Below are 12,081 nucleotides of genomic sequence, written 5' to 3'. Positions count from 1 at the left end.
GTCCGCAAAGCCAGGGCGCGATCGGGGGCCGGCCCCGTAACCGGCGCCGACCGCTGCGGCTCGCAGGCAGGGGCGCGATCGGACCCGCCATCGGGGGCGCCCACCGCTCTGGCCCGCAAGGCAGGGGTGCGGCCCGGCCGACCCCCGCGGATCGGATCAGAACCAGATCCGGTCGGCAAAGACGTGATGCACGATCCGGTCGCGGCTCAGGCCCAACTCGGCCAGTTGCGCATCGGATTTCGCTTGCAGCGCCGCGATCTCGGCACGGCGCGACAGCCGGGCGAAATCGGCCTCGCCGCCCCTGCGGAACGCCGCCAGCAGGCGGTCGAACAGCGCCGGCAGGCGAGGCGAGCAGAAATCGGTCGTGATAGCCATGGGAAACCCCTTCGGTCTTGGCGAATGGTTTCCTCCCCTGCGGCGACGGATAGCGGTGCCGCGAACCCGTGACCATGTCCAGTTTTGCAAGGCAGCGTTGCGGCCGAGCACGTGCTGCGCCGGGCAATTCGCCATCGGTGCGCCCCTTCGCAGCTCTCGGGGATCGGCGTCGATCCGTGTCGGTCAGCGCCAGGCTGGCCCACGCGCAGCGGAACGGCACGCTCGCACAGCCGGAATCCGGCCTGGCCCGAAACGAGGGCCACGCGTTTGCCTGCCTTGTTCTGCGTCGGGATCGCGCCGTTCGGAGCGCCCATCTGCGCCTCGATCATGCCGCCGAACAAGGCGGGACGCAGGGCAGACACGCATGCTTGCCGAGCCGATCTCATGCGCGGCGCCATGGGTGATGTATTTCGCGACATGGCGCCGGGGCGGAGCGCATCGTTCGCCCCGGTTTCCTCGGCCAGCGGCCCGCGCCGCATCGTTATCTTATGCGCGGTGCCGCGGGCATGACCGTCGCCCGCTCTCCGGATGACAGGCGTGGCCGTCCCGCCCTCGATCGCGGCCAGCGCCGATCTCGCCAAGCCCGATTCGCTCAAGCGCGCGGGCCATGCATCCGGGCATGGCCGGCGCGGCCGATGGTCGGGGCCGTTCAATCCTCCAGGAAAAGCGGATCGGTCGGCACCTGCAGGGCGGTCGCAAGCGCGTTGGTCTGGCTTGCCATGGCGATCACGGCCAGCAGTTCGGAATGCATCTCGGGCGTCATGCCTTTGGCGCGGGCGGCGGCGCTGTGCGAATGCACGCAATAGCCGCAGCCATTCGCCGCCGAGACGGCGACATAGATCAGCTCCTTGACCAGCGGGTCCAGCGCGCCTGGCGCCATGACGGCCTGGAGCCGCTCCCAAGTGGCGCGCAGCGCGGCCGGGTCATGCGCCAGGACCCGCCAGAAGTTGTTGACGTGATCGGTGCCGCGCGCGGCGCGGATGGCGTCGAAGACCGCCCGCGATTCCGCGGGCGCCTCCTCGTCGGTCAGCAGGGGAACCGTCGCCATCACAGCACCGCCATGACGCGGGCCGGGCCGCCGGTGCCGCGCGCGTGCTTGGGCGCGCCGACGAAGATGGTGGCGCCGGTCGCCGGCAGCTGCTCGACCTGGGCCAGGTTCTCGATGCCATAGCGGCCGCCCGGCAGCCAGGAATTATGCACCGCGAAATCCGCCGAGCTGCCGGGGTCGAGCGACAGCGTGTCGCTGGCGATGGCGGCCACGTCCAGGCTGGCCAGAAGGTCGGTCGCCGATTTGCCGAAGCCCGGAAAGGCGAACTTGCCGTCCGGCGTGTTGCGGAACTCCGGCGTCGCCACCTTGGCGCCCCAGCCCGAATTCATCGCCACGCAGGCGCCCTTTGGGATCTCGCCGTTCCGGCTGATCCAGGCCTCGACATCCTCGGCCTCGAGCGCGGCATTGGCGTCCTCCCTGGCCTTGGCGGCGATGTCGATGACGCAAAGCGGGCAGATCAGGCTTTCCGGCGCCAGCTCCGCCACCGAGATGCCGTCTTTCGAGAAATGCAGCGGCGCGTCGATATGGGTGCCGGAATGTTCGAAGAAGGTGATCTTCCACAGCTGATAGCCCGACTTGTCGAAATTCACCGCCTCTTCATAGGCGATGCCCGGCACGCCGTCGAAGGTCGGGAACCGCTCGTCGAAGACATAGGTCAGGTCCAGCACCTTGCCGCTGGCCTGGGCCAGTGCCGGCCGGGCACTCAGCGGCCCGGCGGCGATGGCGGCCGCGCCGCTGGCCGCCAGGCCGGCGAACAGGCTGCGCCGGCTCATCATGGCGTGTTTGACGCTTTCGATCACGCAGGCATTGCACATGGTCCGTCTCTCCGAATGGCGCCGGGACCGTCCCGGTCGATGCGATGCTCCCATGACTCGCGCGCCGAGGCCAAAGATTTTCCGCGCCCGCCGCCGCGCCAGGCCGGGCGCATGGCGCAAACGGGCCGCAGGACGGAATGCGCTTTCCCCGCGCGGCTGGGGCCATTATACATCCCGCGGCATTCATGACCGCGGAAGGGAACCAATATGGCCAATGTGGTGGTCGTCGGCGCGCAATGGGGCGACGAAGGCAAGGGCAAGATCGTCGACTGGCTGTCGGAACGCGCCGATGTGATCGCGCGCTTCCAGGGCGGCCATAACGCCGGCCACACGCTGGTCATCGGGAACACGGTCTACAAGCTGTCGCTCCTGCCCTCGGGCATCGTGCGCAAGGGCAAGATGGCGGTGATCGGCAATGGCGTGGTGCTGGACCCCTGGGCGCTGTTCGCCGAGATCGACAAGCTGACCGCCCAAGGCGTCGAGATCGGCCCGGAAAACCTGATGATCGCGGAAAACACCCCGCTGATCCTGCCGCTGCACCAGGACCTCGACCAGCTGCGCGAGGAAGCGGCGGGCGCCTCCAAGATCGGCACCACCGGCCGCGGCATCGGCCCGGCCTATGAGGACAAGGTCGGCCGCCGCACCATCCGCGTCGCCGACCTCGGCGACGAGGAAACGCTGGATTCGCGCCTCGACCGCCTGCTGGCGCATCACGACGCGCTGCGCCAGGGCCTGGGCGCCACGCCCATCGACCGCGCCGAGCTGCGCGCGAAGCTCTTGGAGATCGCGCCGAAGCTGCTGCAATTCGCGCAGCCGGCCTGGAAGGTGATGAACGACTATCGCCGCGCCGGCAAACGCATCCTGTTCGAGGGCGCGCAGGGCTCGCTGCTCGACATCGACTTCGGCACCTATCCCTATGTGACCTCCTCGACCACCATGTCGGGCATGGCCGCGACCGGCACCGGCATGGGCCCCTCGGCCATCGGTTTCGTCTTGGGCATCGTCAAGGCCTATACGACCCGCGTCGGCTCGGGCCCGTTCCCGACCGAGCTCGACGACGCCGACGGCCAGCGCCTGGGCGAGCGCGGCCACGAATTCGGCACCGTCACCGGCCGCAAGCGCCGCTGCGGCTGGTTCGACGCCGTGCTGGTGCGCCAGACCTGCGCGATTTCCGGCGTGAACGGCATCGCACTGACCAAGCTCGACGTGCTCGACGGGTTCGAGACGCTGAAGATCTGCACGGGCTACGAGATCGACGGCGAGCATTTCGACCACCTGCCGACCGCTGCCGCGCTGCAGGACAAGGTGCGCCCGGTCTACGAAGAGATGCCCGGCTGGCAGCAATCGACGCAAGGCGCGCGGTCCTGGGCCGATCTGCCGGCCGAGGCGATCAAATATGTCCGCCGCATCGAGGAGCTGATCCAGTGCCCGGTGGCGCTGCTCTCGACCAGCCCCGAACGCGACGACACCATCCTCGTCACCGATCCCTTCGCGGATTGAGATGGACGTGAAAGCCCGCAAACGCTGGTCCCTGCTGATCCTGCTGATCGGCCTGCCGCTTTACATCGTGGTGGCCGTGACGCTGGTGAACTGGATGGACCGGGCCTGGGGCCGGCAGCCGATCCTCGTCGAGGTGCTGGTCTATGTCGCCCTGGGCATCCTCTGGGCGCTGCCTTTCCGCCGGGTGTTCCGCGGCATCGGCAAGGAAGAATGATCCTCGACAGCCCCCGGGCGGTCACGCTGATCGGCGGCGCGCCGGTCAGCCGCGCCGACCTCGACGCGGCGCTGGCGCTCGCCCCGACCGTCGCCGCCGCCGACCGCGGCGCCGATACCGCGCTGGGCTTCGGCCTGGTGCCGCGGGCGGTCTGGGGCGATTTCGACTCGATCTCGGACCGCGCCCGGCAGGTGATCCCGGCCGGGAACCTGCACCGCATCGCCGAACAGGACAGCACCGATTTCGAGAAATGCCTGACCCGCATCCGCGCGCCCCTGGTGATCGGCATCGGCTTTTCCGGCGCGCGGCACGACCATTTCCTGGCCACGCTCTCGGTGCTGGCCCGCCGCATCGGCCCGCCCACGATCCTGATCGCCGGCGATGACGCGATCACCCTGGCGCCGCCGAAAATCAGCCTCGACCTGGCGCCCGGCACCCGGCTGTCGCTCTTTCCCATGGGCCCGGCGACCGGCCGCTCGACCGGGCTGCACTGGCCGATCGACGGCCTGGGTTTCGCTCCGCAGGGCCGCATCGGCACCTCGAACCGCGCCACCGGCCCGGTCACGCTCCAACTCGACGGCCCGATGCTGCTGATCCTGCCGCGCGCGGAACTGCCGCGCCTGGCCGCGGCGCTCTAGGCTTCTTTGCTCCCCAAATACCCATGCAGCCGCGCCGTCAGCGCCCGCGGATCCGCGGGTCCATCGCGTCGCGCAAGCCGTCGCCGATATAGTTCACCGACAGCACCGTCAGCGAGATGAAGGCTCCGGGCAGGATCACCCGCCAGGGATACATCTGCATCTGGTCCACCGCGTCGAACAGAAGCCGGCCCCAGGTCGGGAAATCCGGCGGGAAACCCAGTCCCAGGAAGCTCAGCGCGCTTTCGGTGATGATGGCGGTGGCGATGCCCAGCGTCGCCGCCACCATGATCGGCGAGACCACGTTCGGCAGCACATGGCGCAGGATCATGCGCGGCGCCGGCGTGCCGATGGATTTCGCCGCCAGGATGAACTCGCGCTCCTTCAGCCCCAGCACGTCGCCGCGCACGATGCGCGCGGTCTGCATCCAGGAGGTGGCGCCGATGGCGCCGACGATCAGCAGGAACGTCCCGCCCGCCGGCCCCAGCGCCTTGCCCAAGGGCTCGCGGAACAGGGTCACCATCAGCAGAAGCAGCGGCAGCAGCGGCAGCGCCAGGAACAGCTCGGTCAGCCGCATCAAGGGTGCGTCCAGCCGGCGGAAATAGCCCGACAGCACCCCGACCAGGCTGCCAAGGCTCAGCGCGATCGCCATGGCCACCAGCCCGACCGCGATCGAGACCTGCCCGCCCGCCATCATCCGCGCCAGCAGGTCGCGGCCCAGCTGGTCGGTGCCGAAGGGATGGGCCAGCGTGAAGCCCTGGTTGCGGGCGCGGTAATCGACGAAGGTCGGGTCGATCCGCCACAGAACCGGCCCCAGGCTCACGAACAGCACGATGGCCGCGAAGATCACCAGCGCCAGCATGGCGCCGCGGTGGCTGCGGAACTGGCGCCAGACGTCGCGTCCCTGGCTGCGCATCGGCGCGCCCTCGACCGGGGCATCGGGCGGCAGCGCCTCGGCGCCCGGAACGGCGGCGGGGGCGGCCGCTTCCGGGGCCAGCTTCGGGTCAGTCATAGCGGATCCTCGGGTCCAAGACGCCATAGAGCAGGTCGGCGATCAGGGTGAAAGTGACGATCAGCGCCGCGAAGATGAAGGTCAGCGTCATCACCATCGGGATGTCATTGGCGTTGATCGCCAGGATCAGCAGCTGCCCCAGCCCGTTCACCTTGAACACCTGCTCGGTGATGATGGCGCCGCCGAAGACCGCCGGCAGCCCCAGCGCGATCACCGTGACCACCGGGATCAGCGAGTTCCTCAGCACATGCTTCAGCACCACGACCCGCTCGCTCAAGCCCTTGGCGCGGGCGGTGCGCACGTAATCCTGCCGCAGGTTGTCCAGCATGGATGCGCGCATGAAGCGGCTGATCTGCGCCGCGTTATACAGCGCCAGCACCGTGACCGGCATCACCATCTGCCGCACCTGGGCCAGGAAACTGTCCCAATCCGTCACCCGCAAGGTGGTGTCATAGATCGAGGGAAACCATTGCAGCTTGATGCCGAAGACGATGATCAGCACCACCCCGGTGAAGAAGGTCGGCAGCGAGAAGCCGACCATCGAGACGAAGGTGCCGATCTGGTCGAACCAGGAATATTGCCTGTAGGCCGAGACGATGCCGATCGGGACAGCGATCATCACCCCCAGCAGATAGGACAGCCCGACCACCGTCAGCGTCTGCGGCAGCCGCTGCGCGATGACGTCGAAGACCGGGCTGCGGCTCTGGAAGCTGATGATGCGCTGCATGCCGGCGCTGAACTCCGTGCCGAAGGCGCGGTCGAACCAGTAAAGCGGCTCGACCCAGAAGAACTGCTTCAGCCACAAGGCATAGCGGATATACCAGGCCTGCCCCAGGCCCAGCGCCTCGCGCATGCGCTCCTTGACCTCGGGCGGCACGGTCAGCGGCACGTCGCCCAGGGGATCGCCGGGCGAGGCTTCCAAGAGCAGGAAGATCACCAGCGAGATGAACAGCAGCGTCGGGATCGCCAGCAGCAGCCGGCGCAGGGCGAAACTCAGCATGGCGATCCCCCGGTTCTCACTCGGCGCGGCTCCAGTCGGCGACGTTCCACAGCTGGCCCTCCCAGCCGTTCGGCGCGACGCCCGCCAGGCTGTTCGCATGGGCCGAAACCATGCCGCGATGGATCAGCGGCAGCAGGAAGTTGCCCTCGGCGGTCAGCGTGTCGGTCAGGCGCTTCGCGATCTCCTGGCGCTTTTCCGGCTCGGCGCTGCGATGCAGATCGGCGATGCCGGCGTCATAGGCCGCGTCGCAGAAGCGCACGGAATTGTTGCCCTGCCACTGGTTTTCCGCCGAGGGGATGCGCGAACAGACGAACTTGTTCAGAAAGGACGCCGGGTCGGGGATATAGAAGGCATCGGTGAACATCTGCGCATCGGCGTTGAAACGCTGCTGCGAATCCGGGTTGCCGGGATCGCCGCCGAAGAACGAGCCGCCGTCCACCGCCTTCAGCTCGGTTTCGACGCCGATCTCGGACCACCATTGCTTGACCAGCGCCTGCACGTCCTGCCTGACCGGGTTCACCGTGGTCTGGAACAGCAGCGCCAGCCGGCGGCCGTCCTTTTCCCGCACCCCGTCCGCGCCGGGCACCCAGCCGGCCTCGTCCAGCAGCTTCTTCGCGCCCTCGATGTCCTGCGCCAGGCAGTCGTCGCGGCCCGAGGCATAGGCGGCCGGCACCGGCACGATGGTGCAGACAGGCTTGCCGGCCGGGCCATAGGTCAGCTCGGCCAGCACCGGGCGGTCGATGGCCATGGAGAGCGCCTTGCGCACCGCCGGATCGCCCAGGACCGGATGCGGATGCGCGGCGGTGGACCGCTCGCCCTCCGGCAGCTCGGGGCTGGGATCGGTCTGGTTCAGCTCGATCCGCTCGACCATCGCGCCAAAGCTGGCGACCAGCTTGCCCTTGCCCTGTGCCTCCATCGCCGCCACCGCCTCGGGCGGCAGTTGCAGGTTCCAGGCGAAATCGTATTCGCCCGATTCCAGCACCGCCCGCGCCGCCGCCATGGCATCGCCGCCGCCCTTGACCGTCACCCGGTCGAAGGCCGGTTTCGCGGCATCGCGATATTCCGGGTTGATCTCGAACACCGCCACGTCGCCGGGCCGGAACTCGGTCACGCGATAGGGGCCGGTGCCGATGGGGCCGAAATTCTGCGCCGTGCAGCTGGCGCCCGCCGCGCCGCGGCAAGCCTGAAACTGCGCCTTTTGCAGCACCGGCGTGCGCCCGCCGACGAAAGCCTGCAAGGGCGCATAGCGCGGCGCGTCGAAATTCAGCCGCACCCTCTGCGCATCCAGCACCTCGGCCGAACGGATGCCCTCGAACTCGGCCAGCACCGCGCAGCCAAAGGCGGGGTCCATGCAATATTCGGCGGTAAAGGCCACGTCCTCGGCGGTGACGGGCGAGCCGTCGGACCAGACCAGCCCCGGCTTCAGCCTCCAGGTGACCGAGGTGAAATCCGGCGCGATGCCGCCGTTCTCGACGCTGGGGATCTCGGCCGCCAGCACCGGCAGCAGGCTGCCGTCATCGGCGACCAGCGCCAAGGGCTCGACCACCATCGAGGCCGGGTCTACGTCCTTGGCCCCGGTCGAGAGATAGGGGTTCAGCACCGTGGCGGCCTGCCAGTAGAGCACCTTCAATTCGCCGTCGCCGCCGCGTTCGGCCAGCGCGGGGGTGGCAAGGCTCAGCGCCAGGGGCAAGGCGATCATGCGGGAAATCATCGTTTTCTTCCAGACTGTTGACGGGGCGGCCCACGCGGGGCCGGGCCGCCAGCATGGCCTATTGCTTGACGCGATACCAGTCCGCGACATTCCACAGCTCGCTGTCCCAGGCGTTCAGCTTGACGCCGCCCAGGCTGTTCGACACGGCCGAGGCGGTGCCGCGATAGACCAGCGGGATCACCGCGTTGCTGTCGCGGGTCAGCATCTCGTTCAGCTTGCGGCCCATGGCGCCGCGCTCGGCCGGATCGACGATCTGCGTCATCTCGCCGATCATCCTGTCGAACTCCGGGTCGCAGAAGCGGCTGGTATTCTCGCCCTGCCACTGGTTTTCCGGGCCGGGGATCTTGTCGCAGGTCTGCCGCGCCAGATAGGGCTCGGGGTTGTTGCCCTCGAAGTTGTTGGCATACATCTCGACGTCGGCATAGAACTTCTGGAAGGTGTCGGGCGAGCCCGCGTCGCCGCCGAAGAACACCGAAGGATCGACCGTCTTCAGCTCGGTCTCGACGCCGATCTCGGACCACCATTGCTTGATCAGCGCCTGGAAATCCTGCCGCACCGCATTGACCGAGGACTGGAACACCAGCGTCAGCCGCTTGCCGTCCTTTTCGCGGATGCCGCCTGCGCCGGGCACCCAGCCGGCCTGATCCAGCAGCGCCTTGGCGCCCTCGATGTCCTGGGTCAGGCATTCGGTATTCTCCGAGGCCCAGGCCGCCGGCGCCGGCACCAGGTTGCAGGTGGGCCTGCCGGCCGGGCCATAGCCGATCTCGGTCAGCAGCTGGCGGTCGATGGCCATGGACAGCGCCTTGCGCACATTGGCATCGGTCAGGATCGGATGCGGATGCTTGGCGGTCGAGCGTTCGCCCTCGGGCAGGTCGGAACTCGGGTCGGTCAGGTTTACATGGATGCGCTCGACCAGGGAACCGAAGGCCGCCAGGTTCTTGCCCTTGCCGGCCGCCTCCATGCCGGCGATGACCTCGGGCGCCAGCTGGGTGTTCCAGGCATAGTCGAACTCGCCCGTCTCCAGCACGGAACGCGCCGCCGCCGCCGAATCGCCGCCGCCCTTGGCCACCAGCCGGGCGAAGGCGGGCTTCGTCGCATCGCGATATTCCGGGTTCGCGTCGAAGGTGATGGTGTCGTTGGTGCGGAACTCGGCCACCTTGAACGGGCCGGTGCCCTGCGGGTTGAAGTTCTGCTCGGTGCAGGTCGGGGCCTTCTCGCCGGTGCAATTCTCGAACTGCGCCTTTTGCAGCACCGGCGACTGCGCCCCCACGAAGGCCGAGAACGGATCGGGCCGCGGCGAGACGAAGCTGATCTTCACCGTCAGCTCGTCCACCGCCTCGACCGTCTCGACGCCCTCGAACTTGGCCAGCTGCGCGCAGCCGCCGTTCGGGTCCATGCAATAGGCGGCGGTGAAGGCCACGTCCGCGGCGGTGAAGGGGCTGCCGTCGGCCCATTTCACCCCCGGCTTCAACGTCCAGGTGACGCTTTTCAGGTCCTGGGCGATGCCGCCGTTTTCCAGGCTGGGGATCTCGGCCGCCAGCCGCGGCTCGATGGTGCCCTCGGTGGTGAAGCTCGCCAGCGGTTCCAGCGCGATGGAGCTGGCGATGATGTCCTTGGTCCCGGCCGACATATAGGGGTTCATCGTCGAGGGCGCCTGCCACATGATGACGTTCACCTGCCCGTCGGCGCCGCGTTCGGCCAGGGCGGCGGGGGCGGTCAGGGCCATGGCCGCGGCCCCCAGCATCAGGCATTTCAGTCGCATCGCACACTCCTTGCTCGCATGGATTGCCGGGCGGGCAGGGGGCGTCGCGCCATGCCTGCCAAGGGTTCGCCGATTTTCAGACGGGTTTTCCTTCAAAAGCAAGGCGCATCTTTTGCGGTTGCAATGCGGGGGCGCGGCATTAGCCTGAACGCCTCGGGGCATCGACAGGGGAAACCATGCTGGACGCAAAGCCGCTCGTCTCGATCGAAGGCCTGCGCGTGGATTTCCAGACCCACGACGGCCCGGTCACCGGCGTCGACGACCTGTCCTTCGACATCCGCCCCGGCGAATGCGTCTGCGTGGTGGGCGAATCCGGCTCGGGCAAGTCGGTCAGCGCGCTGTCGCTGATGCGCCTGGTGGAATTCGGCGGCGGCGAGATCGCCCGGGGCCGGCTGCTGTTCCAGCGCGAAAGCGGCGCTCTCGACCTTGCCCGCGCCGCGCCCGCCGCCATGCGCGACATCCGCGGCAACCAGATCGCGATGATCTTCCAAGAGCCGATGACCGCGCTGAACCCGGTCTTCACCATCGGCGACCAGCTCTCCGAGGGCCTGATCGCCCACCGCGGCCTGTCGCGCCGCGACGCCATGGCCCGCGCGCTGGACCTGCTGGCCGAGGTCCGCATCCCCGAGCCCGAGCGCCGCCTGCGGCAATACCCGCACGAGCTCTCCGGCGGCATGCGCCAGCGCGTGGTCATCGCCATGGCCATGGCCTGCCGTCCGAAACTGCTGATCTGCGACGAGCCGACCACCGCGCTCGACGTCACCATCCAGGCCGAGATCCTGGCCCTGATCGACCGGCTGAAGCGCGAGACCGGCATGGCGGTGCTGTTCATCACCCATGACATGGCCGTGGTCGCGCAGATGGCCGACCGCGTCGTCGTCATGTTCCGCGGCAACAAGGTCGAGGAAGGCCCCGTCGCGCAGATCTTCGAGCAGCCGCGCGCGCCCTATACCCGGGCGCTGCTCGCCGCCGTGCCGCGCCTGGGCGAGATGGCCGGCCGCGACGCGCCCGAGCCGATGCGCCTGATGCGCGGCGCGGACGCCCCCGCCCCGGTCGTCCCCCGCGCGCCCGAGCCGCTGCTTAGCGTCGAACACCTCTCGACCCGCTTCCCGGTCAAGGGCGGCATCCTGCGCCGCACCGTCGCCCGGGTCCATGCCGTCGAGGACGTCAGCTTCACCCTCAACGCCGGCGAAACCCTGTCCCTGGTCGGCGAATCCGGCTGCGGCAAGTCCACCACCGGCCGCTCGATCCTGCGCCTGATCGAGCCGACCTCGGGCCGCATCACCCTGGGCGGCCGCGACATCCTGGCGCTTGGCGCCTCGGACCTGCGCCAGGCGCGGCGCGACATGCAGATGATCTTCCAGGACCCCTTCGCCAGCCTCGACCCGCAGATGCGGCTGCTGGACCAGATCGAGGAGCCCATGCTGAACTACGGCATCGGCACCCGCGCCGAGCGCCGCGACCGCATCGCCCGGCTCTTCGACCGGGTCGAGCTGCCGCGCAGCTTCATGCGCCGCTATCCGCATGAGATGTCGGGCGGCCAGCGCCAGCGCATCGCCATCGCCCGCGCCCTGGCGCTGAACCCGAAACTGCTGGTCGCCGACGAGGCGGTTTCGGCCCTCGACGTCTCGGTCCAGGCGCAGGTGCTGAACCTGTTGATGGAGCTGCAACGCGAGCTCGGCATCGCCATGCTGTTCATCAGCCACGACATGGCGGTGGTCGAGCGCGTCAGCCACCGCGTCGCCGTCATGTATCTGGGCCGCATCGTCGAGATCGGCAGCCGCCGCCAGGTCTTCGAGAACCCGCAGCACAGCTATACCCGCCAACTGATGGCGGCGGTGCCCATCGCCGACCCGCGCCGCAAGACCATCGGCGACGAGCTGCGCTTCCGCCCGATCCCCTCGCCGATCCACCCGATGGGCCATGTCCCGCCGCCCTCGACCTATGCCGAGGTGGCGCCGGGGCATCGGGTGCTGGTGGACCCTGCAACGCATGGTTGAGCCGCGCTG

At 68.8% G+C, this 12,081-nt stretch carries 11 protein-coding genes; 4 read left to right on the top strand and 7 right to left on the bottom strand.

Annotated features, from left to right (window positions below; genetic code table 11):
- Positions 1 to 156 precede the first annotated feature (156 nt).
- From PARN5_RS0104270 to PARN5_RS0104260, 3 genes are all read right to left on the bottom strand, one after another.
- Positions 157 to 375: a hypothetical protein gene (locus tag PARN5_RS0104270; RefSeq protein ID WP_017998537.1), complete on the bottom strand. Its 219-nt coding sequence runs from the start codon at positions 373 to 375 to the stop codon at positions 157 to 159.
- Positions 376 to 1,024: 649 nt separating this feature from the next.
- Positions 1,025 to 1,423 carry a carboxymuconolactone decarboxylase family protein gene (locus PARN5_RS0104265; RefSeq protein ID WP_017998536.1) on the bottom strand — a complete coding sequence of 133 codons (399 nt, stop codon included), beginning with the start codon at positions 1,421 to 1,423 and terminating at the stop codon, positions 1,025 to 1,027.
- A complete protein-coding gene (locus PARN5_RS0104260) occupies positions 1,423 to 2,238 on the bottom strand; it encodes a cyclase family protein (protein ID WP_017998535.1) in 816 nt (271 codons plus the stop codon). Before PARN5_RS0104260 ends, PARN5_RS0104265 begins: the two co-directional genes overlap by 1 nt.
- Before the next feature lie 207 nt (positions 2,239 to 2,445).
- Between PARN5_RS0104260 and PARN5_RS0104255 the strand changes: the two genes are divergently transcribed.
- From PARN5_RS0104255 to PARN5_RS0104245, 3 genes are read left to right on the top strand one after another with little or no spacing between them, the layout of a single operon-like run.
- On the top strand, positions 2,446 to 3,738 hold the full coding sequence (locus PARN5_RS0104255) for an adenylosuccinate synthase (RefSeq protein ID WP_017998534.1): 1,293 nt from the start codon (positions 2,446 to 2,448) through the stop codon (positions 3,736 to 3,738).
- Position 3,739: 1 nt separating this feature from the next.
- Positions 3,740 to 3,952, top strand: a complete 213-nt coding sequence (locus PARN5_RS0104250) for a DUF2842 domain-containing protein (protein WP_017998533.1) — start codon at positions 3,740 to 3,742, stop codon at positions 3,950 to 3,952.
- Positions 3,949 to 4,590 (top strand): thiamine diphosphokinase, encoded by a 642-nt coding sequence (locus PARN5_RS0104245; protein WP_017998532.1) that lies wholly within the window; start codon positions 3,949 to 3,951, stop codon positions 4,588 to 4,590. Before PARN5_RS0104250 ends, PARN5_RS0104245 begins: the two co-directional genes overlap by 4 nt.
- Before the next feature lie 37 nt (positions 4,591 to 4,627).
- On the opposite strand, the gene PARN5_RS0104240 is transcribed toward PARN5_RS0104245, so the two are convergent.
- The 4 genes from PARN5_RS0104240 to PARN5_RS0104225 form a co-directional block, all read right to left on the bottom strand.
- Complete coding sequence (locus PARN5_RS0104240) at positions 4,628 to 5,599, bottom strand: ABC transporter permease (RefSeq protein ID WP_017998531.1); 972 nt, start codon at positions 5,597 to 5,599, stop codon at positions 4,628 to 4,630.
- Positions 5,592 to 6,599, bottom strand: a complete 1,008-nt coding sequence (locus tag PARN5_RS0104235) for an ABC transporter permease (RefSeq protein ID WP_017998530.1) — start codon at positions 6,597 to 6,599, stop codon at positions 5,592 to 5,594. The genes PARN5_RS0104240 and PARN5_RS0104235 overlap by 8 nt, the downstream gene beginning before the upstream one ends.
- A gap of 16 nt (positions 6,600 to 6,615) precedes the next feature.
- Positions 6,616 to 8,298, bottom strand: coding sequence for a peptide ABC transporter substrate-binding protein (locus PARN5_RS0104230; RefSeq protein ID WP_036744713.1), 1,683 nt, complete (start codon positions 8,296 to 8,298; stop codon positions 6,616 to 6,618).
- A gap of 70 nt (positions 8,299 to 8,368) precedes the next feature.
- Positions 8,369 to 10,072 carry a peptide ABC transporter substrate-binding protein gene (locus tag PARN5_RS0104225; protein WP_017998528.1) on the bottom strand — a complete coding sequence of 568 codons (1,704 nt, stop codon included), beginning with the start codon at positions 10,070 to 10,072 and terminating at the stop codon, positions 8,369 to 8,371.
- A gap of 176 nt (positions 10,073 to 10,248) precedes the next feature.
- On the opposite strand from PARN5_RS0104225, the gene PARN5_RS0104220 reads away from it, so the two are divergent.
- Positions 10,249 to 12,072: an ABC transporter ATP-binding protein gene (locus PARN5_RS0104220; protein ID WP_017998527.1), complete on the top strand. Its 1,824-nt coding sequence runs from the start codon at positions 10,249 to 10,251 to the stop codon at positions 12,070 to 12,072.
- The last annotated feature ends 9 nt before the right edge of the window (positions 12,073 to 12,081 follow it).

The sequence above is a fragment of the Paracoccus sp. N5 genome, assembly GCF_000371965.1.
Lineage (GTDB): Bacteria > Pseudomonadota > Alphaproteobacteria > Rhodobacterales > Rhodobacteraceae > Paracoccus.
Note: the sequence above shows the minus strand (reverse complement) of the source record. Positions and strands in the feature narration are given on the sequence as shown.